The sequence below is a fragment of the Rhodovulum visakhapatnamense genome, from assembly GCF_004365965.1.
GTDB lineage: Bacteria > Pseudomonadota > Alphaproteobacteria > Rhodobacterales > Rhodobacteraceae > Rhodovulum > Rhodovulum visakhapatnamense.
This window is the reverse complement of the sequence record NZ_SOEB01000015.1, coordinates 14501-40331: the sequence shown is the minus strand read 5'-3', so window position 1 is coordinate 40331 and position 25831 is coordinate 14501. Positions and strand designations below refer to the sequence as shown.

General features: G+C 68.3%; 25 protein-coding genes and 1 riboswitch. Of the genes, 6 read left to right on the top strand and 19 right to left on the bottom strand.

Annotated elements, in window-relative coordinates:
• Positions 1–17 precede the first annotated feature (17 nt).
• Positions 18–1061, bottom strand: a complete 1044-nt coding sequence (locus EV657_RS13730; RefSeq protein WP_134078354.1) for a succinylglutamate desuccinylase/aspartoacylase family protein — start codon at positions 1059–1061, stop codon at positions 18–20.
• A gap of 119 nt (positions 1062–1180) precedes the next feature.
• A riboswitch (cobalamin riboswitch) is annotated at positions 1181–1377 on the top strand.
• A 178-nt stretch (positions 1378–1555) separates the two neighbouring features.
• Here EV657_RS13730 and EV657_RS13725 point away from each other — a divergent pair.
• Entirely contained in the window at positions 1556–1900 is a 345-nt protein-coding gene (locus EV657_RS13725) for a cysteine-rich small domain-containing protein (protein ID WP_075786599.1), read from the top strand.
• A gap of 260 nt (positions 1901–2160) precedes the next feature.
• A complete protein-coding gene (locus EV657_RS22545; RefSeq protein ID WP_134078352.1) occupies positions 2161–3474 on the top strand; it encodes a calcium-binding protein in 1314 nt (437 codons plus the stop codon).
• 27 nt (positions 3475–3501) lie between these two features.
• Here EV657_RS22545 and EV657_RS13715 read toward each other — a convergent pair whose 3' ends face one another.
• The 11 genes from EV657_RS13715 to hutI form a co-directional block, all read right to left on the bottom strand.
• Positions 3502–4302 carry an amino acid ABC transporter ATP-binding protein gene (locus EV657_RS13715; protein WP_113670356.1) on the bottom strand — a complete coding sequence of 267 codons (801 nt, stop codon included), beginning with the start codon at positions 4300–4302 and terminating at the stop codon, positions 3502–3504.
• A 3-nt stretch (positions 4303–4305) separates the two neighbouring features.
• The gene (locus EV657_RS13710; protein WP_075786597.1) at positions 4306–4968 is read right to left on the bottom strand and encodes an amino acid ABC transporter permease; all 663 of its coding nucleotides are present in this window, start codon (positions 4966–4968) and stop codon (positions 4306–4308) included.
• On the bottom strand, positions 4968–5615 hold the full coding sequence (locus tag EV657_RS13705; protein ID WP_113670355.1) for an amino acid ABC transporter permease: 648 nt from the start codon (positions 5613–5615) through the stop codon (positions 4968–4970). Before EV657_RS13705 ends, EV657_RS13710 begins: the two co-directional genes overlap by 1 nt.
• Before the next feature lie 60 nt (positions 5616–5675).
• Positions 5676–6488: a transporter substrate-binding domain-containing protein gene (locus EV657_RS13700; protein WP_075787640.1), complete on the bottom strand. Its 813-nt coding sequence runs from the start codon at positions 6486–6488 to the stop codon at positions 5676–5678.
• Positions 6489–6589: 101 nt separating this feature from the next.
• Positions 6590–7138 (bottom strand): HutD/Ves family protein, encoded by a 549-nt coding sequence (locus EV657_RS13695; RefSeq protein ID WP_075786595.1) that lies wholly within the window; start codon positions 7136–7138, stop codon positions 6590–6592.
• Positions 7135–8829, bottom strand: coding sequence for a urocanate hydratase (gene hutU / locus EV657_RS13690; protein WP_134078349.1), 1695 nt, complete (start codon positions 8827–8829; stop codon positions 7135–7137). The genes EV657_RS13695 and hutU overlap by 4 nt, the downstream gene beginning before the upstream one ends.
• 21 nt (positions 8830–8850) lie before the next feature.
• Entirely contained in the window at positions 8851–9993 is a 1143-nt protein-coding gene (locus tag EV657_RS13685) for an acyl-CoA dehydrogenase family protein (RefSeq protein WP_134078347.1), read from the bottom strand.
• A complete protein-coding gene (locus tag EV657_RS13680; protein WP_134078345.1) occupies positions 9986–11182 on the bottom strand; it encodes a CaiB/BaiF CoA transferase family protein in 1197 nt (398 codons plus the stop codon). The genes EV657_RS13685 and EV657_RS13680 overlap by 8 nt, the downstream gene beginning before the upstream one ends.
• Positions 11179–11973 carry an N-formylglutamate deformylase gene (hutG, locus tag EV657_RS13675; RefSeq protein ID WP_134078343.1) on the bottom strand — a complete coding sequence of 265 codons (795 nt, stop codon included), beginning with the start codon at positions 11971–11973 and terminating at the stop codon, positions 11179–11181. Before hutG ends, EV657_RS13680 begins: the two co-directional genes overlap by 4 nt.
• The gene (hutH, locus tag EV657_RS13670) at positions 11970–13490 is read right to left on the bottom strand and encodes a histidine ammonia-lyase (protein ID WP_134078340.1); all 1521 of its coding nucleotides are present in this window, start codon (positions 13488–13490) and stop codon (positions 11970–11972) included. The genes hutG and hutH overlap by 4 nt, the downstream gene beginning before the upstream one ends.
• On the bottom strand, positions 13484–14674 hold the full coding sequence (hutI, locus tag EV657_RS13665) for an imidazolonepropionase (RefSeq protein WP_134078339.1): 1191 nt from the start codon (positions 14672–14674) through the stop codon (positions 13484–13486). Before hutI ends, hutH begins: the two co-directional genes overlap by 7 nt.
• A gap of 73 nt (positions 14675–14747) precedes the next feature.
• Here hutI and EV657_RS13660 point away from each other — a divergent pair, with 73 nt between their 5' ends.
• Both EV657_RS13660 and EV657_RS13655 read left to right on the top strand, forming a co-directional pair.
• Positions 14748–16118 (top strand): formimidoylglutamate deiminase, encoded by a 1371-nt coding sequence (locus EV657_RS13660; RefSeq protein ID WP_134078336.1) that lies wholly within the window; start codon positions 14748–14750, stop codon positions 16116–16118.
• 2 nt (positions 16119–16120) lie between these two features.
• Positions 16121–16822 carry a GntR family transcriptional regulator gene (locus tag EV657_RS13655; protein ID WP_134078333.1) on the top strand — a complete coding sequence of 234 codons (702 nt, stop codon included), beginning with the start codon at positions 16121–16123 and terminating at the stop codon, positions 16820–16822.
• Positions 16823–16832: 10 nt separating this feature from the next.
• On the opposite strand, the gene EV657_RS13650 is transcribed toward EV657_RS13655, so the two are convergent.
• The 7 genes from EV657_RS13650 to choX all read right to left on the bottom strand — a co-directional run bounded on the left by EV657_RS13650 (position 16833) and on the right by choX (position 23646).
• On the bottom strand, positions 16833–17270 hold the full coding sequence (locus EV657_RS13650; protein WP_113670345.1) for a universal stress protein: 438 nt from the start codon (positions 17268–17270) through the stop codon (positions 16833–16835).
• Positions 17271–17289: 19 nt separating this feature from the next.
• Complete coding sequence (locus tag EV657_RS13645) at positions 17290–18585, bottom strand: TRAP transporter large permease (RefSeq protein WP_134078332.1); 1296 nt, start codon at positions 18583–18585, stop codon at positions 17290–17292.
• A 3-nt stretch (positions 18586–18588) separates the two neighbouring features.
• Positions 18589–19146, bottom strand: a complete 558-nt coding sequence (locus EV657_RS13640) for a TRAP transporter small permease (RefSeq protein WP_208323273.1) — start codon at positions 19144–19146, stop codon at positions 18589–18591.
• Positions 19147–19363: 217 nt separating this feature from the next.
• Positions 19364–20386 (bottom strand): TRAP transporter substrate-binding protein, encoded by a 1023-nt coding sequence (locus EV657_RS13635; protein ID WP_134078326.1) that lies wholly within the window; start codon positions 20384–20386, stop codon positions 19364–19366.
• Positions 20387–20773: 387 nt separating this feature from the next.
• Positions 20774–21802, bottom strand: a complete 1029-nt coding sequence (gene choV, locus EV657_RS13630; RefSeq protein WP_134078324.1) for a choline ABC transporter ATP-binding protein — start codon at positions 21800–21802, stop codon at positions 20774–20776.
• Positions 21799–22635 (bottom strand): choline ABC transporter permease subunit, encoded by an 837-nt coding sequence (choW, locus tag EV657_RS13625; protein WP_134078321.1) that lies wholly within the window; start codon positions 22633–22635, stop codon positions 21799–21801. The genes choV and choW overlap by 4 nt, the downstream gene beginning before the upstream one ends.
• Positions 22636–22731: 96 nt before the next feature.
• Entirely contained in the window at positions 22732–23646 is a 915-nt protein-coding gene (gene choX, locus EV657_RS13620) for a choline ABC transporter substrate-binding protein (RefSeq protein WP_134078319.1), read from the bottom strand.
• A 102-nt stretch (positions 23647–23748) separates the two neighbouring features.
• On the opposite strand from choX, the gene betI reads away from it, so the two are divergent.
• Both betI and betC read left to right on the top strand, forming a co-directional pair.
• Complete coding sequence (betI, locus tag EV657_RS13615; RefSeq protein ID WP_075786580.1) at positions 23749–24321, top strand: transcriptional regulator BetI; 573 nt, start codon at positions 23749–23751, stop codon at positions 24319–24321.
• Positions 24318–25823, top strand: coding sequence for a choline-sulfatase (gene betC / locus EV657_RS13610; protein ID WP_134078317.1), 1506 nt, complete (start codon positions 24318–24320; stop codon positions 25821–25823). The genes betI and betC overlap by 4 nt, the downstream gene beginning before the upstream one ends.
• The last annotated feature ends 8 nt before the right edge of the window (positions 25824–25831 follow it).

Genomic DNA, 25831 nt, shown 5'->3' with positions numbered 1-25831 from the left:
GGCCCGATGCCCTCGGGCTAGAGGATTTCGTCCTCGTCAAACAGCGGCTCGGCCGCGACCTCGCTGGCCCAGGTGCCGATCCGGTCCTCGGCCCGGTCGGCGGCCGCGATCGCGGCCAGATGAAAGACCGCGTTGCCCTCGTTCACCACCGGCAGGATGGCGCGGCCGACGATGATGCCGGGTTCCGAGGCGCGGATCTCGGCCTCGATCTCGCCGAACGGGTCCGAGACCATCGCCAGCAGATCGCCCGCCTCGACGACGTCCCCTTCGGACCGGTAGGTGCGCAAGAGCCCGCCCTGCGGCGCCCTGAGCCAGCGCGACACCCGGCAGTCGAGCGGCGCGCGCCGCGCCTTCGGCACGCCCTTGGCCGGGATCATGCCCCGGTCGAACATCACCCGCAGTACGCCCGACAGCCCGGCCCTGACCGCCACCTCGTCGAAGCGCAGCCCCTCGCCGCCTTCGTACAGCAGCATCTGCACGCCCATCCGCGCTGCCGTCTCGCGCAGCGAGCCATGCCGTGCCTCGGAGGTCAGCACCACCGGCGCGGCGAAGACCCGCGCCAGCCGGGCCAGCTCGGGATCGTCCGGCACCACGCGGACCTGCGGCAGGTTCGTGCGATGGACCGCGGCCGAATGCAGGTCGATGCCGATTTCGCAGCGCGCGACCACCTCGTCGACCAGAAGATGCGCCAGCCGCGAGGCCATCGAGCCGCCCGACGACCCGGGAAAGCAGCGGTTGAGGTCGCGCCGGTCGGGCAGGTAGCGCGACAGGTTGAGAAAGCCGAAGGCGTTGACGATGGGAATGGCGATCAGCGTGCCGCGCAGCGCGCCAAGCGCGGGCAGGCTCAGAAGCCGCCGGACGATCTCGACCCCGATCACCTCGTCGCCATGCACGCCCGCGGTCACGAACATCGCGGGGCCGGGGCGGCGGCCATGCACGACATGGGCCGACATGGTGACGGGGGTGTGGTCCGAAAGCACCGACACGGGCAGGTCTACCGTGCGGCGGGTGCCGGGCAGAACGGTCGCGCAGCCGAGCGTGAAGCCCTCTCGCTGGGTCATCTGGCGTCTGGGGAAAGGGACCTCATCGTCACGGGATAGCGCCGTGCCGGGGGGGCTGGCAAGAGCCACGGCGCGTCGGGCCCCCGGGGGACGCATTGACAGTGGCGGGCGCGGTCCCCATTGATGAGAGGCGTTCTGGTGCTCCCGCAAGGGAGTGAAAAGGGAAGCCGGTGCAAGTCCGGCGCTGCCCCCGCAACTGTCAGCGGCGAGCCCCCGCCCCGAGCCGCCACCGGCCCCGGCATCCGCCCGGCCGGGAAGGCGGGCGGATCGGCCGAGACCCGCAAGCCAGGAGACCTGCCAGCGCGCCGAACCGCCCCCGGGCGGCGGGTCCGGAGGCCGGGCGCATGTGCCATGCGCCCCCTGCCTGTCGGCCCGCAGATGCCCTCGGGGCCAGCGGCCGCGGTTCGCCTGCGATATGGGGCGCGGCCTTCACCTTGTCCCTGACCGGCCCGGGGCGGGCCCGGCCAGGGGTGCCGACCGGAAGGAGTTGCGCCGTGCAACCCAAGGATCTGACCTCGAACGAGGCCTTCAAGGGCTTCACCAATACCCAATGCCCGTTCCTGCCCTGCCATCCGGGCGTCGAGCGCGAGTTCAACTGCCTGTTCTGCTACTGCCCGCTGATCGCCTATGAATGCCCCGGGCCGTATCAGGTCTACACCGATGCCAACGGGCTGACCCGCAAGGACTGTTCGGCCTGCACCTTGCCCCATGACGGCTACCGGCAGTCCTGGGGCTTCATCCAGCGCTGGCTGGAATATCCGCAGCCCTGGTCGGGCAAGCCGCAGACCGACCCGCCGATGCGCCGCCCGCGCCCCCAAGGCGACGGGACCGCCGACTGACGCTGAGGGCGACCGGCCCGGACCGCTTTGACCGCGCCGGTCCCATTCCTGGTCGGGATGGGGGCGAGACATGGCTCAGGCATCGTTCCGGCGCGGCGAGGTCCCGCTTCGGGCATGGTTTTCAAGAATTCGCCGCATTCCTTGCTGCATCGCGGCAGCGGCCTTAATCAAACGGCAAGCTTTATTGACGACATCTGCCGCCCGGGTCGTCAGCGGGGGCGGGGGCCTTTTCGCGCAACATCCGGGCCGAAGGGCAGACCATGGCATATTTCCGATCCGACAAGGACCATCCCTATCTTCTGGCCGAGCTTGCGGCCGAATTCCGCGCCATCGGCCGGTCCTTGCCCACGGCGCCCGTCCAGCTTGCCGAAACCGGGGCATTCAGCGTGGGTTACGACGGGCCCAACAATTTCCACGTGATCCCCAACGCCTATTTCCCGGCGTACTTTGCCTGGATGAACGACGGCGATGACACGATCACCGGTGGCTGGGGCGCTGATGCGCTGTTCGGCAATGGCGACCGCGACCGGATCTGCGGGATGGGAGGCGACGACACCCTGGTCGGCGGGGACGACGATGACGTGCTTTATGGCGGCGACGGTGACGATGTTCTGTTCGGGGGCGGCGGCAACGATCTTCTGGTCGGCGGGGCCGGGTCCAACCTGCTGAGCGGCGGCGACGGCGACGACGTGCTCGATACCCGCTTCGGGTCGCAGCGTGACCCGGGCATCAGCGACTGGGCCGCCTTCCGCGCGGGCAAGCTTGCCGCAGGCGATGTGCTTTTCGGGGGCGCGGGCAACGACACGCTGGAGAGTTCCTATGGCGATGACCGGCTTGACGGCGATGCGGGCAACGATGTGCTGCGCGGCTGGGACGGCGACGATCGGCTGGAGGGGGGCGCGGGCGACGACCGGCTGACCGGCGACAATGGCAAAGACCGGCTGGTCGGCGGCGACGGGCGCGACACGCTCAGCGGCAATCTGGGCGACGACACGCTGGAGGGCGGTGCGGGCGAGGACCGGATCGAGGCGGGAAACGGCGATGATGCGATCGACGGCGGGGCCGATCGCGACGTCATTTACGGCGGCAATGGCAGCGACCAGATCATGGCCGGGTCCGGCAATGACTGGGTCGATCCGGGCGCGGGCGACGATTTCGTGGCCGCCATCGACGACTTCGGGCGCGGCAACGACCAGATCCATGGCGGGGCGGGCAATGACTGGATCCATGGCGGGCGCGGCGACGACCTGCTGTCGGGGGGCTTCGGCGACGACCGGCTGAACGGTGGCGCCGGGCGCGACCTGCTGATCGGCGGTCCCGGCGCCGATATCTTCGAGTTTCGCGGGGCCTCCGGGGGCGACACCATTGCCGATTTCGGCCCCGCCGACCGGCTGCATATCCAGCAGGGGATCAGCGGATTGGGCCGTTTCGATGCCGCCGATCTTGGGGCACGGATCACCGCGACGCCGGTCGGCAGCTATCTCGATCTGGGCGAGGAGAACGGACTCTTCTTTCTGGGAGTGACCGGCCACGCCCTTGGCGACATGCTGGAAACCCAGATGGTCTTCCTCTGAGGCGCCGCCGTCCCGGCGCCTCTGCCCCTAGAAATCCAGAGAGTTCCGTTCGCGGTAGCCCTGCAGGAAGCTTGCCAGCCGCTGATCGGTCGGGTGCTGGAAGATCTCGCGCGGGGCGCCTGCTGCGACCAGCTCGCCGCGCTCCATGAACACCACCCGGTCGGCGACATGGGCGGCAAAGCCCATCTCGTGGGTGACGACGACCATGGTCATGCCCTCGGCGGCAAGCTGCTTCATCACCGCCAGAACCTCGCCCACAAGCTCGGGGTCGAGCGCGCTGGTCGGTTCGTCGAACAGCATGATCCGGGGCTGCATGGCGATGGCGCGGGCGATGGCCACGCGCTGCTGCTGGCCGCCCGACAGCCGGCTGGGATGGTTGGCTTCCTTGTCGGCCAGCCCGACCTTGGCCAGTGCCTCGCGCGCGCGCGCGGTCGCCTCGGCGCGCTTCAGCCCGCGCACCCGTTCCAGCCCCTCGGCCACGTTCTGCAGCGCGGTCATGTGCGGCCAGAGGTTGAACTGCTGGAACACCATGCCGATGTCGCACCGCATCTCGCGCAGGCGCCGCCCGGACATCCGCTTGCCTCCGGGGGTCTCGTAGCCGATCAGCCGGTCGTCGATGCGGACCTCGCCGCTGTCATATTCCTCAAGGAAGTTGATGCAGCGCAAAAGCGTCGACTTGCCCGAGCCGGACGGCCCGATCAGGCAGGTCACCTTGCCGGGCGGGATGTCGAGCGTGATGTCCTTCAGGGCCTGGAAGTCGCCATAGAACTTGTTGACCGCGCGCAGATGCGCCGAAGCAGGAGAGGTGGCGGTGGGCTCGAGGGACATCGGTCAGCTTTCTTCGAGAAGATAGTGGGTGAAGCGGCGTTCGAGGCGGCGGCCGAACCGCGAGATGACCTCGACGAAGCCCCAGAAGAACAGCGCGAGGATCAGGATCGGCAGCACGAAGGCGAAGGTCTCGCTCATCATGGTCTGGGTCTGGAACATGATCTCGGGCACGGTGATCATCGACAGGATGACGGTTTCCTTGGTCAGGATGATCGCGAAATTCACCAGCGCGGGCAGGGCCGAGACCATCATCACCGGCAGCATGATGCGCCAGACGATGGTGCGCCCGGGCAGGCCGATGGCACGGGCGGCCTCGATCTGGCCCTTGGGCACGGCATCGAAGCCCGCGCGCAGGATCTCGGTGAAATAGGCGGCGCCGTAAAGCGACAGCCCAAGCACGCCCGCGGGCAGCGCGTCGAGCCTCAGCCCGATCAGCGGCCCGCCATAGTACAGCACGAAAAGCTGGACGAGGAAGGGCGTGCCGCGGATGAATTCGACATAGGCCCGGATCGGCCAGCCGATCCAGAACCGAGGCCCGAAGCGTCGGGCCATTTCGAGGAAGAACCCCAGCACGAGCCCGCCCACGGTGCCCAGCACCCAGGTCAGAAGCGTCAGCCCGAAGCCGGTCAGCAGGTCGGGGCCGTAGCGGTGCAGCATCTCCAGCATCAGACCGTCAGCCTCCGTTCCAGAAGCCGCCCGGCCGCGGCGATCACCAGGTTGATCGCGAGATAAAGGAAGGCGGCGGCGAGGTAGATCTCGAGATAGCGATAGGTCGAGGAGGCGATCGACTGGCTCATCCGGGTGATCTCGACGATGCCGACGACGGTCACCAGCGAACTGGCCTTCACCAGCAGGATCAGCTCGTTGACGATGGCGGGCAGGCCGATCTTGAGCGCCTGCGGCAACAAGACCCGGACCCAGAGATCGCCCGGGCTCATGCCGATGGCCAGCGCGGCCTCGGCCTGGCCCTTCGGAATGGCGTTGATCGAGCCGCGCAGCACCTCGGAGAGGTAAGCGGCAGCGCACAGACCGACGGTCAGCACGGCAGCGGCCAGAGGCGGCACGTTGATGCCGACGACCGGCAGCAGGTAATAGGCCACGAGCAGCTGGATCAGCAGCGGTACGCCGCGAAAGAAGCTGACGTAAAGCCCGGCGGCCCGCCGCAGCGCGGTCCGTTTCGACAGCGCCGCCGCGCACAGAAGCGCGCCGAGGATCAGCCCCTGTGCACAGCCCAGGACCGATATCAGCAGCGTGTAGCGCGCGGCGCCCAAAAGCGTCGGCAGGTTTTCGACGATGGTCTGAAAGGAAAACACGGACGGCCCGCTCCCTGGCTTGTGGGCGGGCCGGAGGCGATCCGGCCCGCATCGGTCGCGTCAGAGCTCGGGCATTTCCTGCGGCAGCTCGGTCGCGGCGCCGAACCATTTCTCCTGCAGCGCGGCCATCCGGCCGTCATCCTGGATCTTGATCAGCGCCTCGTTGATCGCAGCGACCAGCGTGTCGCCCTCGCCCTTGCGCGCGACCCAGGCGAAATAGGTGGGCTTGCCGAAGGGCGGCTTGACGACCGAGAACTGTTCGGGCCGGGTCTTGGCGAGATAGTCGAGCAGCGGCGCCGAGCCCGCCACCGCGTCGAGACGGCCGGTCATCAGGTCGGCATAGGCCTCGTCGGGAGTGCCGTATTCCTTGATCTTGATGCCGCCGATCTTTTCGCCATAGGCCTCGAGCTGGGCCTGCTGGGCGGTGCCCTTCTGCACGCCGACGGTCTTGCCCTTGGCATCTTCGGGCGCGGTCATGTCGCCGCCGGTGCGCTGCACGAAGGCCACGGTGGAATCCGAGATCGGCAGGGTGAAGGCGTAGCGCTCGGCGCGCTCGGCCGTCATCGTCACCGGGGCCAGAACGAAGTCGAACTTGCTGACCTCGAGGCCCGGCAGGATCGAAGTCCAGGGCAGGTCCTGATATTCGGGGGTGACGCCCAGCTCCTTGGCGATCTCGTCGAAGAGGTCGCGGTCGAAGCCCACATATTCGCCCTTCTCCAGCATGTCGAAGGGGGCATAGTGCATCTCGGTCGCGGCGACGATCTTGCCCGCGGCCTTGATGTCGGACAGCTGGTCGGCCAGCGCGCCGGAAGCGGTCAGAGTCAGGGCGCTGAGCCCGAAAAGCGCGGATTTCAGCGAAAGACGAAGCGTCATGTTTCTCTCCTGTTGGCGGGGCTGGTCGTGTTGGCCGGCGTCCCGCCCCGAGGGCGCCGGAAAGGTCTGGCCCGGCGCCGGATCGACCGGCACCGGGCGGTTCATGGCGTCATGCGCAGGCAGATGGCAAGCATCGGCCCGTCTCCGGCAGTGCCGCCCAGGTCCCGTCCCGGATCGGACATGAGCGCCTCGCCGGGTGCAAGGGCAAAACCGGCGACCGCCACGGGCTTTTGCCGTGCGATCAACGCCCGCGTGTCCGGCGGGGCCGGAACGCCTGCCGAAACGGCAATAACCGCATGCGCGGCCCGGCCGCGCCGGGTCATGACGTTGAAATCGAGGATCGATCCGGCGCCCAGCCGGGCCGTCACCGGCGCCTCGCCCGGGAAGGACAGCGGGCCCGAGTCTTCGCTCAGGTCCACGCTGCCCCCGCCGAAATCGAGGCGCATGCCCCGGCCCGCCAGCACCGTCAGGGTGCGGTCGATGCCGGGAAAGGCCGAGAACGGGCCGTCAGAGGCGACCTCGGCCAGGCTCATCCGCCACAGCATGTCCGGAAAGCCCGCGCCTTCGGGGAAGGCCGCCAGTTCCCAGGTCAGCCCGCCCCCGTTCTTCCAGGGCGCGGGCGTCAGATCGCTGCGGCGGATCAGCCTCATTTGAGGATGCCCGGCAGGGTCAGCCCGTGCTCGCGCGCGCAGTCTATCGCGATTTCGTAGCCCGCATCGGCATGGCGCATGACGCCGGTTGCGGGGTCGTTCCAAAGCACGCGTTCAAGCCTGCGGTCGGCCTCTTCCGTGCCATCGCAGCAGATCACCATGCCCGCATGCTGGCTGAACCCCATGCCGACGCCGCCGCCATGGTGCAGCGACACCCAGGTCGCGCCCGAGGCGGTGTTCAGAAGCGCATTCAGGAGAGGCCAGTCGCTGACCGCGTCGGACCCGTCCTTCATCGCCTCGGTCTCGCGGTTGGGCGAGGCGACAGAGCCGCTGTCCAGATGGTCGCGGCCGATCACGACGGGGGCTTTCAGCTCGCCGTTACGCACCATCTCGTTGATCGCAAGCCCGGCCCGGTGGCGGTCGCCCAGCCCAATCCACATGATCCGCGCGGGCAGGCCCTGGAAGGCGATCCGTTCGCGCGCCATGTCAAGCCAGCGATTCAGCCCGGCATTCTCGGGGAACAGCTCCTTCATCTTCGCATCGGTCTTGTAGATATCCTCGGGATCGCCCGACAGGGCGGCCCAGCGGAACGGGCCCACGCCCCGGCAGAACAGCGGCCGGATATAGGCCGGCACGAAGCCCGGGAAGGCGAAGGCATCCTCGAGCCCCTCTTCCAGCGCCATCTGGCGGATGTTGTTGCCGTAATCGAGGGTCGGGATGCCCGCATTCCAGAAGCCCACCATCGCCGCGACATGGTCCTTCATGCTGGCCCGGGCGGCCGTCGCGACGCCCTTGGGATCGCTCTCCTGCCGGGCGCGCCATTCGGCCACGGTCCAGCCTTTCGGCAGATAGCCGTGGAACGGGTCATGGGCCGAGGTCTGGTCGGTGACGATGTCGGGCCGCCCGTTCGGCAGCGGCTCGCCCGCCTGCATCCGGCGCAGGATCTCGGGGAAGACATCGGCGGCATTGCCGATCAGCGCGACCGACTTGGCCTCTCCGGCCTCGGTCCAGCGCCCGATCATCGCCAGCGCCTCGTCGAGGCTGTGGGTCTTCTCGTCGCAATAACGGGTGCGGATGCGGAAATCGGCATGATCCTCGTCGCATTCGACGGCCAGGCAGCAGGCGCCCGCCATCACCGCGGCCAGCGGCTGCGCGCCGCCCATGCCGCCAAGGCCGCCGGTCAGGATCCACTTGCCCCTGAGATTGCCGTCATAATGCTGACGCCCGGCCTCGGCGAAGGTCTCGTAGGTGCCCTGCACGATGCCCTGCGCGCCGATATAGATCCAGGACCCGGCGGTCATCTGGCCGTACATCGCCAGGCCCTTGCGGTCGAGCTCGTTGAAATGCTCCCAGGTGGCCCAGTGCGGCACGAGGTTCGAATTGGCGATCAGCACGCGCGGGGCGTCGCGATAGGTGCGGAAGACGCCCACGGGCTTGCCCGACTGCACCAGCATGGTCTGGTCGCCTTCAAGCGTTTTCAGCGTCTCGACCATCAGGTCGAAATCCTGCCAGGTGCGTGCCGCGCGGCCGATGCCGCCATAGACGACCAGCTCATGCGGGTTCTCGGCCACGTCGGGATGCAGGTTGTTCATCAGCATCCGCATCGGCGCCTCGGTCTGCCAGCTTTTCGCGGTGATCTCGGGGCCCGTCGGCGGGAAGATGTCACGGGTGTTGTGGCGCGGATCGGTCATGGATCGGGTCCTTTCGGAAGCTCAGGCCAGAAGACGGCCGGCAATGATGTTGCGCTGGATCTCGGACGAGCCCTCATAGATGCGCATGATGCGCAGGTCGCGGGCATGGCGTTCGAGCGGGAAATCGTGGGTGTAGCCGTAGCCGCCATGGATCTGGAGCGCGGTATCGGCGATCCGGCCCGCGGCCTCGGAAGCGTAGAGCTTGGCCTTCGAGGCGGCGGTGGTGAAGCGCAGCCCCGCCTGCCGCTGCCGCGCGGCCTCATGGCCCAGAAGCTCGGCTGCGGACAGTTCGGTCGCCATGTCGGCCAGCATCCACTGGATGCCCTGCCGATTGGCGAGCGGCTCGCCGCCGATGATGCGGGATTTGGCCCAGTCGCGGGCCTCGGACAGGGCCGCCCGGGCGATGCCCACGGCCATGGCCGCGACCTCGGTCCGGCCATTGTCGAGCACCTTCATCGCGGTCTTGAAACCCGAGCCCTCGGGGCCGACGCGGTTGGCATCGGGCACGGTCACGTCGAGATCGAGCTCCCAGACATGGCCGCCCTTCAGACCCATGGTCTGCTCGACCCGGCCGGGCACGAGACCCGGCGTGCCCTTCTCGACCACGAAGGCCGAGATCCCGCGATGGCCCGCCTCAGGGTCGGTCACGCAGAAGACGACGACGAAATCGGCAACGCCGCCATTCGAGATGAAGCATTTCCGGCCCTTGATATGCCAGCTCTCGCCGTCCCTTGTGGCGCGGGTGCGCATGTCGGCCGGGTCCGAGCCCGCATTGGGTTCGGTCAGCCCGAAGGCGCCCAGCATCCGGCCCTCGGCCGCCGCCGGCAGGAAGCGCGCGCGGATCGCGTCATCGCCGCCCAGCAACAGGCTGTCGGTCGCGAGGAAATGCGCGGTCAGCGCCGAGACGGTCGAGCCGCAGCCGCCCGCGACCGCCGCGACCGCCTCGAACAGCGCATGCGCCGAGATGTCTGAACCGCCCCAGCGCTCGGGCAGGTTCGCGCCCATCATGCCGGTCTCGGCCAGGGCCGCCAGCTGGGCATGGACAAAGGCGCCCGTGCGGTCGGTTTCGGCCGCCTGCGGGGTCAGCACCTCGGCGGCGAACCTCTCCAGCATGTCGAGGAACTGGCATTCCTCGGCGCTCAGCAGATGGTCGAACTCACGCATCCTCATACTCCCTGACAATTCCGGCGGCCACGAGCCCCGCGATCTGGTCCCGATCGAGCCCGAGCCCTTCCAGCACCGCGCGGGTGCCGCTGCCCAGTGCGGGCGCGCCGGTTTCGGCCAGCGGCGCCTGGCCATCGAAGCGGACCGGCTGGCCCACCACCGGGGCCTTGCCCAGCCGGGGATGGGGCAGCTCGCTTACCAGCCCGCGCGCGGCGGCATGATCCGAGCCGAGCTGATCGGCCAGCGTCAGGATCGGCGCGGCGGGCACCTTGGCAGCCGACAGCGCCGCGACCGCATCGGCGGCGGGGCGGGGGCCGGTCCAGGCCTCGATCATGGCGCGGATCTCGGGCTCATGCGCGGTGCGCAGTTCGTCGGTGGCAAAGCGCGGATCCTCGGCCGCCTCGGGTCTTCCGATCGCGGCGCAGAGACCCGCGAACTGGCGCGGGCTGAGAACGGCGATGACCACATGGCCATCTGCGGTGCGGAAGGCGCCGAACGGGGTCGAGAACGGGTGGCGGTTGCCGACGCGGGCCACCGGGGCCTTCGCGTAAAGATGAAGCGCATGGCTGGTCGGCAGCATCGCCACCAGACAATCGAGCATCGCGACATCGAGCGTCGCGCCCTTGCCGCTGCGGCCCCGGCCGACAAGGGCTGCCAGGATCGCGATGACGGCGTAAAGCCCCGCCGCGACATCGCCGAGCGCCTCGCCTACCTTCAGCGGCGCGCCGTCTTCCTCGCCGGTCGCGTCCATCCAGCCCGACATCGCCTGCACGACGATGTCATAGGCGGGCAGGTCCGCCGCGGGGCCCGACTGCCCGAAGCCCGAAATCGCGCAATGGACGAGGCCGGGATTGTCGCGGCGCAGATCCTCGGCGCCAAGCCCCAGCCGCGCGGCGACGCCGGGGCGGAAATTCTCGACCACCACGTCGCACCCGGTGGCAAGCTGGCGCGCCAGCGCCTGCCCCTCGGGCGCCTTGAGGTCCAGAACCACCGAGTGCTTGCCGCGATTGGTCAGCGAGAACAGCGCGGATTCGCCTTCGCGGAACGGGCCGATATGGCGGTATTCGTCGCCCCGGGGCGGCTCGATCTTGATCACCTCGGCGCCCAGATCGGCAAGGATCGCGGTCGCGAAGGGGCCTGCAAGGACCCGGGTCAGATCGAGGATGCGCAGACCTTCCAGCGGCTTCACGAGGACAGCTCCGGCGCCAGCGCCTCGATCCGGGCGAGGATCGCGGCCAGATGCGGGCGCAACCGCGCGGCCTTGTCGGGGTCGAGCGCGAAGGGCGCGGCCTCGGTGGTCAGGTGACACGATTGCGTCAGTTCCATCTGGATCGCATGCACCCCGGTTTCGGGCCGCCCGTAATGGCGCGTGGTCCAGCCACCCTTGAAGCGTCCGTTCAGCACATGGGTATAGCCCTCGGCCCTGGCGCAGACGCCTGCGGCGGCTTCGGCAATGGCGGGCGCGCAGGTCGTGCCATTGGCGGTGCCGATGTTGAAATCGGGCAGGGTGCCCTCGAAGAGATAGGGAATGACCGAGCGGATCGAGTGGCAGTCATAGAGGATCGCGACGCCATGGCGGGCGCGGACCCGCGCGATCTCGGCGGCAAGGGCGGCGTGATACGGGGCGTGGAACGCGGCCAGCCGCCGGGCGGTCTCGGCCGCGTCGGGGGCGGTGTCCCAGATCGGTTCGCCGTCGAAATCGGTCAGCGGCACCAGACCGGTGGTGTTCTGCCCGGGGTAGAGGCTTTCATTCTCGGGCGAGCGGTTCGCGTCGATCACGTAGCGGTGGAAGGTGGCGCGCACCGTCGTCGCGCCGGGCAGGAGCCCGTCGTAAAGCTCATGCACATGCCAGTCGGTATCGGTCAGCTCACGGCCCCGGTCATTCAGCCGGGCAAGGATGTCCTCGGGCACATGGGTGCCGGTATGGGGCAGTCCGAGGATGACGGGGCTGTCGCCCCGGGTCACGTCGACGGGGCTCATGCGGGCATCTCCAGTCCTGCGGCGGCGACGAGGCTGCCGGTTTCGATCAGCGCCTGCGCCCGGGCGAGGTCGGGCGCGAGGTAGCGGTCCTCGCCCATCGTGGCCACCTCGGCGCGGATCGCGGCCAGCGCGCGTTTCAGCGGCTGGGAGGTTGCCAGCGGCGCGCGGAACTCGATGCCCTGGCCCGCGCAAAGCGCCTCGACGCCGAGGATCACGGCGAGGTTGCGGGTCATCCCGCCCAGACGCCGCGCGGCATGGGCGGCCATGCTGACATGGTCCTCCTGATTGGCGCTGGTGGGGGTGCTGTCGACCGAGCAGGGCGCGGCCAGATGCTTGTTCTCGCTCATCAGCGCGGCGGTGGTGACCTCGGCGATCATCAGCCCGCTGTTCAGCCCCGGTTCGGGCGTCAGGAAGGGCGGCAGGCCGAAGCTGAGCGCGGGGTCGACCATCAGCGCGACCCGGCGCTGGGCGATGGCGCCGATCTCGGCCACGGCAAGCGCGATCTGGTCGGCGGCGAAGGCCACGGGTTCGGCATGGAAATTGCCGCCCGAGACGATGGACCCGTCCGACAGCACCAGCGGGTTGTCGGTCACCGCATTGGCCTCGGTTTCAAGCGTCTGCCCGGCAAAGCGCAGCAGATCGAGCGCCGCGCCCGTCACCTGCGGCTGGCAGCGGATGCAGTAGGGGTCCTGCACCCGGGCATCGTCCTCGCGGTGGCTTTCGCGGATCTCGCTGCCCTTCAGCAGCCCCCGCATCGCGGCCGCGACGTCGATCTGGCCGCGATGGCCGCGCAGGGTGTGGATCTCGGCGCGGGTCGGCGCGGTCGAGCCCATGATGGCGTCGGTCGACATCGCGCCGGTGACGATGGCGGCGCGCAGGCAGGCCATGGCACGGAACCAGCCGGTCAGCGCTAGCGCGGTCGAGACCTGGGTGCCGTTGATCAGCGCCAGCCCCTCCTTGGCGCCCAGCGTGACGGGGGTCAGCCCCGCGCGGGCCAGCGCCTCGGCCCCGGGTAGGGTCTCGCCCTGATAGATGGCCTCGCCCGCGCCGATCATGACGGCGGCCATATGCGCCAGCGGCGCCAGATCGCCCGAGGCCCCGACCGAGCCCTGTTCCGGGATCGCGGGGGTCACGCCCTTCTCGAGCATCGCCTCGATCAGCGCGACGATCTCGGGGCGCACGCCCGAGGCGCCGCGGCCGAGGCTGAGCAGTTTCAGCGCCATCACCAGCCGGGCGGTGGCGCTGTCGAGGGGCGCGCCGACGCCGCAGCAATGCGACAGGATCAGGTTGCGCTGCAGCGTGGCGGTGTCCTCGGGCGGAATGCGGACCGAGGCAAGCTTGCCGAAGCCGGTATTGACCCCGTAGACGGCCTGATCGCCTTGGGCGGCGGCGGCGATGCGGGCGGCCGAGGCGGCGATGGCGGGGCCGGTGGTCTCGGCCAGCCGCGCGGGCGCTTCCTCGCGCCAGAGCGTTTCCAGTTGGGCGAGCGTGGTCTCGCCCGGCGTCAGAGTCAGCATTTGCATCCCTCGAAATAACGGGCGTGAAGCGGGTTGAAGCCGATCCGGTAGGTCAGTTCGGCCGGTTCGGCGATGTCCCAGACGGCAAGATCGGCGCGCAGGCCCGGCGCCAGTCGGCCGCAATCGGTCAGCCCCAGCGCCCGGGCGCCGTTCGCGGTGACGCCGCGCAGGCATTCGTCCGGGGTCAGCCGGAACAGCGTCGCGGCCATGTTCATGGTCAGCAGAAGCGAGGTCAGCGGCGAGGTGCCGGGGTTGCAGTCGGTCGCCAGCGCCATCGCGGTGCCCGCCTCGCGGAAGGCGGCGACGGGCGGCATCTGCGTCTCGCGCAGGGTGTAGAAGGCACCGGGCAGCAGCACCGCGGCCGCGCCCGCCCGGGCCAGCGCCGCGGCATCGGCCGCATCGGCATGTTCGACATGATCGGCCGACAGACCGCCGCGTTCGGCCACCAGCAGGCTGCCGCCCAGATGCGACAGCTGCTCGGCATGCAGCTTGACCGGCAGGCTCAGCTCGTCCGCGACATCGAAGATCCGCGCCATCTGCGCCACCGAGAAGGCGATGCCCTCGCAGAAGCCGTCGACCGCATCGACCAGCCCCTCGGCATGGGCCGCGCGCAGCCCGGCAATGGCGACCTCGTCGATATAGGCCTCGGCGCGGCCCTTGTATTCGGGCGGCAGGGCGTGGGCCGCGAGCCAGCTGGTGACGATGCGGACCGGGCGCTCGCGGCCCAGCCGCCGCGCCGCGCGCAGCATCTTCAGCTCGTCCGCGACGGTCAGCCCGTAGCCCGACTTGACCTCGATGGTGCCAGCGCCCTCGGCCAGCAGGCAGTCGAGCCGGGGCAGGGCCGAGGCGACCAGATCGTCCTCGGAGGCGGCGCGGGTCGCGGTGACGGTCGCGAGAATCCCGCCGCCCGCCCGCGCGATGTCCTCATAGCTGGCACCTTCCAGCCGCATCTCGAATTCGCGGGCGCGGCTGCCGCCATAGACCAGATGGGTGTGGCAATCGACCAGCGCGGGCGTGACCAGCCGGCCGCCCAGATCCTCGATGGGGCCACCGTCCGGGGCCGGGCCGTCGCCCAGCGCCGCGATGCGGCCGCCCTCGATCCTCAGCCAACCCCGCTCGATCCGCCTCGGCGCATCCTCGCCGAGTGGCAGGATGGTCGCATTGGCAAGGGTGAGATCTGTCATGTTGTCGGCTCCTCCTTGATTCGAGATTATATGTCTGCACATAATAATCAAGTCAAACTCGGAGGGTCAGGCGATGCAGAGGGTCTGGGCGCGGCATGCGCTTGTGATGAATTCCTGGGCGGAGAACGTTGAAATTGCCGTGGAAAGCGGCGGAAAAATTGCGGGAGTGCGTGAAAACGTGCCCTGTCCGCCCGGTGCAACCGGTGTCGAGACGCTTCTGCCCGCCCCCGCGAACCTGCACAGCCATGCCTTTCAGCGGGCGATGGCGGGGCTGACAGAATCCCGCGGCCCCGATCCGCGCGACAGTTTCTGGACCTGGCGGCGGCTGATGTACCGCTTTCTCGACCGGCTCGGTCCCGAGGATGTCGAGGCGATCGCCGCCTTCGTGCAGATGGAGATGCTGGAGGCGGGCTATGCCACCAATGTCGAGTTCCACTACCTGCATCATGGCCCGGGCGGCGCGCCCTATGCCGATCTGGCCGAAATGTCGGGCCGGATCGCGGCGGCGGCGGCGGTCTCGGGCATCGGGCTGACGCTGCTGCCGGTGCTTTATACCTATGGCGGGCTCGACCGCCGCGCGCTGGTCGCGGGGCAGGACCGGTTTGGCAACGACCCCGACCGGTTCGCACGGTTGCACGAGGCGGCGGCGGTCCATGTCGCGGGTCTTTCCCCCGATTGCCGGATGGGCGTCGCGCCGCATTCCCTGCGCGCGGTCGATGCCGTGGGGCTCGCCGCGGCCCAGGCGCTGGCACCCGAGGGACCGATCCATATCCATATCTCCGAGCAGCAGGCCGAGGTCGACGAGGTGCTGGCCGCGACCGGTCGGCGTCCGGTCGAATGGCTGCTGGAAAATGCCCCGGTCGATGCCCGTTGGTGCCCGATCCACGCAACGCAGATGAAGCCTGCCGAGACGCTGGCGCTGGCCGCGACCGGTGCTGTCGCCGGGCTTTGCCCGATCACCGAATCGAGCCTTGGCGACGGCATCTTCGACGGGGTGCGCTGGGTGCAGGCGGGCGGGCGCTTCGGCGTCGGCTCGGACAGCAATATCCGGATCTCGCTGAGCGAAGAGCTGCGCACGCTCGACTATTCGCAGCGGCTGCGCGACCGCACCCGCGCGGCGCTGGCGACCGGGGACCGCTCGACCGGGCGGGTGCTGTTTCAGGGCGCGGCCGAGGGCGGGGCGCAGGCGGCCGGGCGCGCAAGCGGCGGGCTTGCGGTCGGCAACTGGGCCGATCTGCTGGCGCTGGGCGACATGGGACCCGACGGCATCGGGCGGCAGGGCGATCTGCTGCTCGATACCTGGATCTTCGCGCGCGACGACCGCGCCGTCAGCGATGTCTGGTCGGCCGGGCGCCATGTGGTGCGGGGCGGGCGGCATGTCCGGCGCGACGAGATCGTGGCGGGATATGCGGCCGCGATGCGCCGCCTCCGGGACGGGCTCTAGCCATGGCCGGAGAGCGCGCCGCCTCGTGGCAGTCGATCCGCGACACCATCATGCTGCGGATCCGCGACCGGACCTATCCGCCGGGCGAGCTGATCCCGAACGAGGCCGACATCGCGGCGGAATTCGGCTGTGCCCGGGCGACGGTGAACCGGGCCTTGCGCGATCTGGCCGAGGAGGGCTTCCTCGACCGGCGCCGCAAGGCCGGAACCCGGGTGATCGAGGCGCCGCAGCGCAAGGCGACGCTGGAAATCCCCCAGATCCGGCGCGAGGTCGAGGCGCGCGGGCAGGTCTATGGCTACCGGCTTCTGGCGCGCGCAACCGGCCCCGCGCCCGAAGAGGTGCGCGCCCGGCTGAAACTGCCCGAGGCGGAAGCGACGCTGTATCTTGAAAGCCTGCATCTGGCCGACGGGGAAGCCCACATGTTCGAGCAGCGCTGGGTGGTGCTGAGAACCGTCCCCGGTATCGCCTCGGCCGATCTGGCGGCCGTCAGCCCCAACGAATGGCTGGTGCGCGAGGCGCCCTATACCCATGGCGGGATCGCGTGTCATGCCGAACCGGCCGGGCAGGCGGCGGCTGCGGCGCTGGGCTGTGCGCCAGCCGATCCGGTGCTGGTGATGGAGCGGCAGACCTGGCTCCATGAGGCGCCGATCACCTATGTGCGCGAGCATTTCGCCCAAAGCTACCGGCTGTGCCTCGGGCTCTGAGCGCTGCGGCTCAGACCACCAGAACCGGGCAGTCGGCGAGCCCCGTGACCTTGTGCGAGACGCTGCCCAGCAGGTAGTTCTCGACCGAGCCGAGGCCCCGGCTGCCGATCACGATCAGGTCGTTCCCGTGTTCGCGGGCGAAGCGGATGATGGTGCGGGCGGGCGGTCCGGCCTTGATGAAGGCGCGGGTGCCCTCGGCCCCGGCCTCGCGCGCCAGCCGCTTGGCATAGTCCGCCACCTCTCGGGCATAGCCGCGCATGGCGTCGTCCAGCGGCCCCGGCTCGTCCTTGCGGACCATCGACAGCGAGGCTTCCAGCATCGAATGGTGCCGGAAGACGGTCAGCACCGACAGCTGGGCGTCGCAGAGCCTGGCCAGCGCGACCGCCTGGCGCAGCGCGCGTTCGGCCCCGGCCGAGCCGTCATAGGGAACGAGGATCGAGTTGAACAAACCGGTCTCCTTTCGGCCCTCACCCGGCCTCGCCGGGGAAGGCGAGATCGCGGAGGAACAGCGCGATCTGGGGGAAGAAGATCAGCGCCACCGAGACGCCGAGCAGGATCAGGATGAAGGGCGGCGTGCCCCGGATCACCTCCATGTAGGGCCGCTTGAAGACGGCGATGGCGGTGAAGATATCGCAGCCGAAGGGCGGCGTGGCCGAGCCGATGGCGACTTGCAGCGTGATCAGCGTGCCGACCAGCACCGGGTCGAGCCCGACATCGGCGACGACCGGCGCGAAGATCGGCACCAGGATCAGGATCACCACGATCGGATCGACGAACATGCAGCCGATGAAGAAGGCGATCGAGATCGCGAACAGCACCCCGATCTGCCCCATCTGGTCGATGCCCGCGGCCGACAGGATGGCCTGCGGGATCTGGGCGAAGGAGATCACCCAGGAAAAGGCCGCCCCCGCCGCCACCAGGATGAACACGACCGCGGTGATCAGCCCGGTCGACTTGGCGGTGCGGTAGATGTCGCGCAGGCCCATCTCGCGGAAGACGAGGGTTTCGAGGATCAGGGCGTAAAGCACGCAGGCCGCGGCCGCCTCGGTCGGGCTGAAGATGCCGCCATAGATGCCGCCGATGATGATCGCCGGAAAGCCCAGCGGCCAGAGCGCGGCCCGGACCGCGCGCAGACGCTCGCCCCAGCTGGCGCGGGGTTCGGTCGGGACCCCGTTCCGGACCGCATAGGCCCAGGAATAGATCGCGAACAGCACGAGGATCAGCAGCCCCGGCCCGATGCCCGCGATGAAGAGCTCGGCAATCGAGGTGTTCGAGACCACGCCATAGATGATCATCCCGATCGAGGGCGGGATCAGGAAGGCGATGTCCGAGGCATTGACGATGAGGGCCAGGATGAAGCTGTCGCCATAGCCCGCCCTCTGCATCCGGGGCCGCAGCGGGCCGCCGATGGCCACGACGGTGGCCTGGGTCGAGCCCGAGACCGCGCCGAACATGGTGCAGGCGGCGGCGGTCGAGATCGCGAGCCCGCCCTTCAGATGGCCGACGAAGGCCATCACCATGTCGATCAGCCGCCCCGCGGATTGCCCGCGGGTCATGATGTCGGCGGCGAAGATGAACATCGGCACCGCGATCAGCGAGGCCGGGCGGATGCCCGCCATCATCTGCTGGATCATGGTCTCGAGCTGGCCGAGACCGCCGAAGAGGGTCACGAAGCCCACAAGCGCCCCCGCGATCAGCGGGATCATCATCGGAAAGCCCAGCAGAAGCAGCACGATCATGATCGAGAAGATTGCAGCCGCCATCGCTCAGACCTCCGTCTCGTCGTCGTCATAGCCTTCCAGAACCGCCGTCGAGAGGTAGACGTCGCGCGAGATCGCGTTCTTCACCGCCGTCAGAAGGTATTGCATTCCGGTCATGAACAGGCCCACCGGCACGATCACCAGCGTCGTCCAGACCGGGATCTGCAGGGCGGGCAGAACCCGGCCGCGCCCCGCCTGGGTCAGAAGATAGGCCGCCGCGAACCAGCACAGGCCGAACATCAGCACCGCTGTCGTCAGCGCGATGACGATCATCAGGATCTTGCGCGCCCGCGAGGGCAGCGAATCGTAGATGGCCGACATCCGGATATGGCGGCCCTGGCGCGCGGCATAGCTGATGCCCGCGAAGGTGATCACCACGATCAGGATGCGGTTCAGTTCCTCGGTGAAGAAAAGGCTCGACTGAAACAGGTAGCGGCCGACCACATTGGCGACCGTGTTCAGCGCCATCAGCAGGACGCCCGCGGCCAGCAGCGCGGATTCGACCCGCGCGATGGCCGCGTCGATCGTCCCCAGAACCCCGGGAAGGCTTGAGACATAAGCCACCTCGTCGGGGTCGTCGGCGGCGGTGGTGTCGGTCTGGGACTGGGCCTGCGTGGGGCCCTGAGCAGGGCTGGCCTGGGCGCGAAGCGATTGGTCCGAGGACAAGGGCAGCTTCCTTCCGTTCCTCCCTGCGGGCGGGTGCCGGGTGCGGGGCGGGCAAGAGGCGGGGAAATGGCCAGAGCGCGCGGGATGCGGCCCGCGCGCTTCGGTGACCGTCGGATCAGCTCTGGGTGGCGTCCTCGGCGGTCTTCAGGTCCTCTTTCATCTGATCGAGGATCTCCTTGCCGCTGTCGCCGGTCATCTCGAGGAACTTGGCCTCGACCTCGCCGGCCGCGTCCTTGAAGGGCTGGCGTTCTTCCTCGGACAGCGTGGTGAAGGTCATCGAAGGCTTGGCCTCCCTGATCTTCTCGACCGAGGCTTCGGTCAGGCCCTTCTGATAATCGATGATATGGGCGAAGGCGGCATCGGCCGCGTCGCGGATCGCCTGCCGGTCCTCATCCGACAGGTCCTCGAAGAAGTCCTTGTTGGCCATCACCGCGGTCGTGAAGTTGTTGTGCCCGATCCGGGTCACGTAATCGGTGACCTCGTACATCTTCGTCGACTCGATGAAGAACATCGGGTTTTCCTGGCCCTGGATGATGTTGGTCTGCAGCGCGCCATAAACCTCGCCCCAGGGCAGCGGCGTCGGCGTCGCGCCGAAGGCCTTGTAGCTTTCCACCAGAAGCGGGTTGGTCATGGTGCGGATCTTGACCTCGTCCAGATCCTCGGGCGTCTTGAACGGCTCCTTGGTCGTGATCGCCACCTCGCCTTCGGGGAACATGGTCAGAAGTTCCAGGCCCTGATCGGCATAGAGCTTGGGGAACATCTCGTTGATGGCCTTCGAATTCTCGAAGAAGCTGGCCAGCGTTTCGGGCTCCTGCGGCAGCAGGTAGGGCACGAAGAAGACCTGCGCCTCGGGGATCAGCGAGCCGGTGAAGCCCGGCGACTGGTCGACGAATTGCAGGATGCCGTCCTGCGCCTGTTCCATGATGTCGGCGGATTCGCCGAGCGTGCCATAGGGGAAAAGCTGGATCTCGTGGTCGGTATTGGCCTCGATCTCTTCCTTGAACTTCTGGGCATAGATGCCCTGCACCTCGTCGAGCGCCTCTTCGAAGGCATAGCGCCAGGTGTCGGCCTGAGCCATGCCCGCGCCAAGCGCGAAGGCGGCGACGGATAGGGTCAGCAGGCGGGTCTTGAATTGCATGGACGGTCTCCTCTGGTTGCTTGCGCACGAGCCCGCGGGCCCGAACCTTCGGGGCTGTCGGTGATCGGGGAAAGACGCGAGATTTGGCACCGCGCGCAAGCGCGACCGGTCCGGCCGCACTCCCCGGAAACGCACCATACCGGGGCCGGTCCGGAACCGCCCCGGGCAAGCCGGGAATAGTCAGGCCCGCGGGGTCTCGTCACGATCCCCGCAGGCCGGTTTCCGCCCCGCGGCGCGCCACCTGTGACAAGCAAACGCGGGTCCGGCGCGCCCGGTTCCGAAAAAAGTGCGAAAAAATGAGCGCGGGAGAGGGAACCCGGGCCGGGCGGCCGTTTTCCCGACGGAACCGCCTGTGGCATGGCCCGGGCGGTCCGGTCCGGGTAGGCGCTAGGCGGCGGGCCGACAGAGCCCGCGCAGCACGTCGTCCTTGCCGATCTGGCCGATCAGGCGGCCGTCCTCGACCACGCCGACGGGGGCGGTGGCGCCGATCAACCGGTCCATGCCGTCGCGGATCAGGGCGTCTGCCTCGATGGTGACCTCGGGGCTGCCGGTTGCGGGCTGCATCAGATCGCGCGCCCGCAGCACGCCCAGCGGGTTCATGTGCTGGACGAAATCGGCGACATAGTCGTTCTTCGGGTCGCGGAAGATCTCGGGCGGGGCGCCGGTCTGGACGATGCGTCCGCCCTCCATGATCGAGATGTGGTTGCCGAGCTTGAACGCCTCGTCGAGATCGTGGCTGACGAAAAGGATCGTGCGCTTCAGCCGCTGCTGCAGCTCCAGCAACTCGTCCTGCAGCTTGGCCCGGATCAGCGGGTCGAGCGCCGAGAAGGGTTCGTCCATCAGCAGGATCGGCGCCTGGGTGACGAAGGCGCGGGCAAGGCCCACCCGCTGCTGCATGCCGCCCGACAGCTCGCCCACGCGGCGGTCGCCCCAGTCGGCCAATCCGACCAGAGACAGCTGGTCGTCGATCCGCTCGCGTGCCTCGCGGCGGCCGACACCCGACAGTTCGAGCCCGAGCCCCACATTCTCGCGCACCGTGCGCCAGGGCAGCAGGCCGAATTGCTGGAATACCATCGCGACGTGATGCATGCGGATGCGGCGCAGGGTGGCGGCATCGGCATGGGTCACGTCGACCATGCCGGTGCCGTCATTGACCTCGACCTTGCCGCGCACGACGGGGTTCAGCCCGTTCACCGCGCGCAGAAGCGTCGACTTGCCGGACCCCGAAAGACCCATCAGCACCAGGATCTCGCCGGTCTCGACGGTCAGGCTGCAATCGTGCACCCCCAGCACCTGGGCTGTCGCGGCCTGCACCTCGGCCCGGGTCTTGCCCTGGTCCATCAGCGGCAGGGCGCGGTTGGGATGGGCGCCGAAGACGATCGAGACGTTTTCGATACGAAGCGCGGTCGCTGTCATTTGCGCGCCCCCACATGCAGGATGCGGTCAAGCATGATTGCCACCACGACGATCACGAAGCCGGATTCGAAGCCGAGCGCGGTGTTGACCTGATTGAGCGCGCGCACCACCGGCACGCCCAGCCCGTCGGCGCCGACCAGGGCTGCGACCACCACCATCGACAGCGACAGCATGATGGTCTGGTTGAGCCCCGCCATGATCTGCGGAAAGGCATAGGGCAACTCGACCTTGAAGAGCGTCTGCCGACTTGTGGCGCCGAAGGCGGTCGCGGCTTCCAGCAGGGCCTTCGGCGTCGAGGAAACCCCCAGATAGGTCAGCCGGATCGGGGCGGGCAGCACGAAAATGACCGTCGCGATCAGCCCCGGCACCATGCCGATGCCGAAGAAGACGATGGCCGGGATCAGATAGACGAAGGTCGGCAGGGTCTGCATCAGATCGAGGATCGGCCGCAGATAGGTGTAAAGCTGCGGCCGGTGCGCCGCGCCGATGCCGATCGGCACCCCGATCGCCATGCAGACCACGCAGGCCGACAGCACCAGCGTCAGGCTTTCGGTGGTCTCTTCCCAATAGCCCTGGTTGAGAATGAACAGAAAGCCCAGGGCCACCGCGAGGCAGGTCTTCCAGCTGCGCTGCAGCGCATAGGTCAGCGCGACGAAGCCCAGCGTGACCAACGCCGGATGCGGCGTCTGCAGCACCCAGAGGATCGCGTCGATCATCGCCTCCATGATTGCGGCGATGGCGTCCAGCACGACCTCGGCATTGTCCCTGAGCCAGTCGAAGATCGTGCCGGCGACACGGCCCACGGGAATCTTGTGATCGGTCAGCCACTCCACGGCGGCATTCCCTCCTGCATTGACGGTTTGGAAAGGGGCAGGGCGGCGGGACCGCCGCCGGGGACCGCTTGCGCCGGGCGGGCGGTCCGGTCGGGGTCAGAGCCCGAGGCTTTGCCTGACCGCGGCCAGGCCGTCGCCGCCGTCCCTGGTGGTCACACCGGCAAGCCAGGTGTCGAGAACCTGCGGGTTTTCTTTCAGCCAGGCTTCGGTCGCCTCGGCCGGGTCGGCGCCGTCGTCGAGGATTTCGCCCATGATCTTGTTTTCCATGGCAAGGCTGAAATCCATGTTGGCGAAAAGTGTGCCAAGGTTCGGGCATTCCGCCGAATAGCCCTTGCGGGTCACGGTATGCACGACGCCCTCGCCGCCGAAGAAATCCTCGCCGCCGGGCAGGTATTTCAGGTCGAAATTGGCGTTCATCGGGTGCGGTTCCCAGCCGAGAAACACGACCGGTTCTTCCTTGCGGTAGAAGCGCGCGACCTGGGCCAGCATGCCCTGTTCGGAACTTTCGACGATCTTGAAGTCGCCCAGCCCGAAAGCGTTTTCCTCGGTCAGGCTCACGAGATAGGCGTTGCCCTCGTTGCCGGGCTCGATCCCGTAGATCTTGTTGTCCAGCTCATCGGCGAACTTGGCGATGTCGGCATAGCTTTTCAGCCCGGCCTCCCAGGCATAGGTGGGCGTGGCCAGCGTGTATTTGGTGCCTTCGAGGTTGACGTTGATGTCCTCGATCTCGCCGCTTTCGAGATAGGGGCCGATGGCGCCCGCCTGCGCCGGCATCCAGTTGCCGAGGAACACGTCCACGTCGTCGCTGTCGAGCGAGGCGAAGGTCACCGGTACCGACAGCACCTTGACGTCGACCTTGTAGCCCAGCCCTTCCAGCACATGGCGGGCCGTGGCGGTGGTGGTGGTGATGTCGGTCCAGCCGACATCGGACATCACGACGGTATCGCAATCGGCGAATGCCGTGCCCGCGGCCAGCATGGCCAGGGCAGAGACGGCAGAAGTCAGTTTCATGGCAATTCCCTGATCGACTTGAGGTGCAGATTTATTGATTGACCAGTCAAACAGTGCCTGATTATCTCCGGTTTGCAACCACTTTTTCAGGAAACGCCCCAGATGACCGCCCAACCCGAGCGCAAGGCACAACTGATCGACGCGACGATTCAGGAACTTGGCGCAACCGGGTCGCTCAGCGTGACGGTGGGCCAGATCGCCAGGCGGGCCGGGGTTTCGTCGGCGCTGGCGTTCCACTATTTCGGCGACAAGGACCGGCTGTTCCTGGCCGCGATGCGGCATATCCTCGCCGTCTACGGCGCCGAGGTGCGGGCGGCTCTGAAAGAGGCCGACTCGCCCCGCGCCCGGCTCGACGGCACGATCCGCGCCAGCTTCAGCGAGACGAGCTTTCGCCATGACGTGATCGCGGCCTGGCTGAACTTCTACGTGCTGGCGCACCGGTCGGACGAGGCGCGGCGGCTGCTGGGGGTCTATCACCGGCGGCTGCATGCGAACCTCGTTCACGACCTGCGCCCGCTGGCGGGCCCCCGCGCCCCCGAGATTGCCCGCAGGCTCGCGGCGCTGATCGACGGGCTTTACTTGCGATTCGTGCATTTCCCCCGCGACGAGGCCGAAGACAGCGCCTCTGCCCATGTCCTTGCGGCACTCGACGCCGAACTGAAGGCCCTGCCATGACCCGACCCAATCTTCTGATCCTGATGGTCGATCAGCTGAACGGGACGCTCTTTCCCGACGGCCCGGCCCACTGGCTTCACGCGCCCAACCTGAAACGGCTGGCCGCCCGGTCGGCGCGGTTTTCCACCTGCTACACCGCCTCGCCGCTTTGCGCGCCGGGCCGGGCCAGTTTCATGTCGGGGCAGTTGCCTTCGGTCACCGGCGTCTATGACAACGCGGCCGAGTTTCCCTCGGACCTGCCGACCTTCGCCCATCACCTGCGCCGGGCGGGCTATCATACCTGCCTCGGCGGCAAGATGCATTTCGTCGGCCCCGATCAGCTGCACGGTTTCGAGGAACGGCTGACCACCGACATCTACCCCGCCGATTTCGGCTGGACGCCCGATTACCGCAGGCCCGGCGAGCGGATCGACTGGTGGTATCACAACATGGGGTCCGTGACCGGCGCGGGCGTGGCCGAGATCACCAACCAGATGGAATATGACGACGAGGTCGCCCATGCCGCCGCGCAGAAGCTTTACGATCTGGCGCGCCGCAAGGATGACCGGCCCTGGTGCCTGACCGTCAGCTTCACCCATCCCCACGATCCCTACGTGGCCCGCAAAAAGTTCTGGGACCTCTACGAGGACTGCGACCACCTGCTGCCCGAGGTTCCGGCGATCCCTTACGACGATCAGGACCCGCATTCGAAACGGATCTTCGACGCCAACGACTGGCGCAGCTTCGACATCGCCGAGGACGACATCCGGCGGTCGCGCCGGGCCTATTTCGCAAATATCTCCTATCTCGACGAAAAGATCGGCGCCTTCCTCGACATTCTTCAGGCGACCGATCAGGAGGCCGCGATCCTGTTCGTGTCGGACCATGGCGACATGCTGGGCGAGCGCGGGCTGTGGTTCAAGATGACCTTCTACGAGGGGTCGTCGCGGGTGCCGCTGATGATCGCGGCACCGGGCGTCGCACCGGGGCGGATCGACACGCCCGTCTCGACCCTCGATGTCTGCCCGACGCTCTGCGATCTGGCCGGGATCTCGATGGACGAGGTTGCCCCCTGGACCGAAGGCCAGTCGCTGCTGCCGGTCGCGGGCGGTGGGCCGCGCGGCCCGGTGCCGATGGAATACGCGGCCGAGGCGTCCTATGCGCCGCTGGTGGCGCTGCGCGACGGGCGCCACAAGCTGACCCGCTGCGCGCTCGATCCCGATCAGCTTTTCGATCTAAAGGCCGACCCGCAGGAGCTGACCGACCTTGCCGCCGATCCCGCCCATGCCGACACCCTTGCCCGGCTGCGGGCCGAGGTCGACGCGCGCTGGGATCTTAACCGGTTCGATGCCGAGGTCCGCAAAAGCCAGGCCCGGCGCGGGGTCGTCTACGAGGCGCTGCGGAACGGGGCCTATTTCCCCTGGGACTACCAGCCGTTGCAGCGGGCCAGCGACCGCTTCATGCGCAATCACATGGACCTGAACGAGGTCGAAGGCCGGGCGCGCTACCCGCGCGGCGAATGACCGGAGAA

Coding starts and splice junctions, on each gene's coding strand:
- EV657_RS13730 (WP_134078354.1), bottom strand. CDS start 1,061: ATGACCCAGCGAGAGGGCTTCACGCTCGGCTGCGCGACCGTTCTGCCC.
- EV657_RS22545 (WP_134078352.1), top strand. CDS start 2,161: ATGGCATATTTCCGATCCGACAAGGACCATCCCTATCTTCTGGCCGAG.
- EV657_RS13715 (WP_113670356.1), bottom strand. CDS start 4,302: ATGTCCCTCGAGCCCACCGCCACCTCTCCTGCTTCGGCGCATCTGCGC.
- EV657_RS13710 (WP_075786597.1), bottom strand. CDS start 4,968: ATGCTGGAGATGCTGCACCGCTACGGCCCCGACCTGCTGACCGGCTTC.
- EV657_RS13700 (WP_075787640.1), bottom strand. CDS start 6,488: ATGACGCTTCGTCTTTCGCTGAAATCCGCGCTTTTCGGGCTCAGCGCC.
- EV657_RS13695 (WP_075786595.1), bottom strand. CDS start 7,138: ATGAGGCTGATCCGCCGCAGCGATCTGACGCCCGCGCCCTGGAAGAAC.
- hutU (WP_134078349.1), bottom strand. CDS start 8,829: ATGACCGATCCGCGCCACAACACCCGTGACATCTTCCCGCCGACGGGC.
- EV657_RS13685 (WP_134078347.1), bottom strand. CDS start 9,993: ATGCGTGAGTTCGACCATCTGCTGAGCGCCGAGGAATGCCAGTTCCTC.
- hutG (WP_134078343.1), bottom strand. CDS start 11,973: ATGAGCCCCGTCGACGTGACCCGGGGCGACAGCCCCGTCATCCTCGGA.
- hutH (WP_134078340.1), bottom strand. CDS start 13,490: ATGCTGACTCTGACGCCGGGCGAGACCACGCTCGCCCAACTGGAAACG.
- hutI (WP_134078339.1), bottom strand. CDS start 14,674: ATGACAGATCTCACCCTTGCCAATGCGACCATCCTGCCACTCGGCGAG.
- EV657_RS13660 (WP_134078336.1), top strand. CDS start 14,748: ATGCAGAGGGTCTGGGCGCGGCATGCGCTTGTGATGAATTCCTGGGCG.
- EV657_RS13655 (WP_134078333.1), top strand. CDS start 16,121: ATGGCCGGAGAGCGCGCCGCCTCGTGGCAGTCGATCCGCGACACCATC.
- EV657_RS13645 (WP_134078332.1), bottom strand. CDS start 18,585: ATGGCGGCTGCAATCTTCTCGATCATGATCGTGCTGCTTCTGCTGGGC.
- EV657_RS13635 (WP_134078326.1), bottom strand. CDS start 20,386: ATGCAATTCAAGACCCGCCTGCTGACCCTATCCGTCGCCGCCTTCGCG.
- choV (WP_134078324.1), bottom strand. CDS start 21,802: ATGACAGCGACCGCGCTTCGTATCGAAAACGTCTCGATCGTCTTCGGC.
- choX (WP_134078319.1), bottom strand. CDS start 23,646: ATGAAACTGACTTCTGCCGTCTCTGCCCTGGCCATGCTGGCCGCGGGC.
- betI (WP_075786580.1), top strand. CDS start 23,749: ATGACCGCCCAACCCGAGCGCAAGGCACAACTGATCGACGCGACGATT.
- betC (WP_134078317.1), top strand. CDS start 24,318: ATGACCCGACCCAATCTTCTGATCCTGATGGTCGATCAGCTGAACGGG.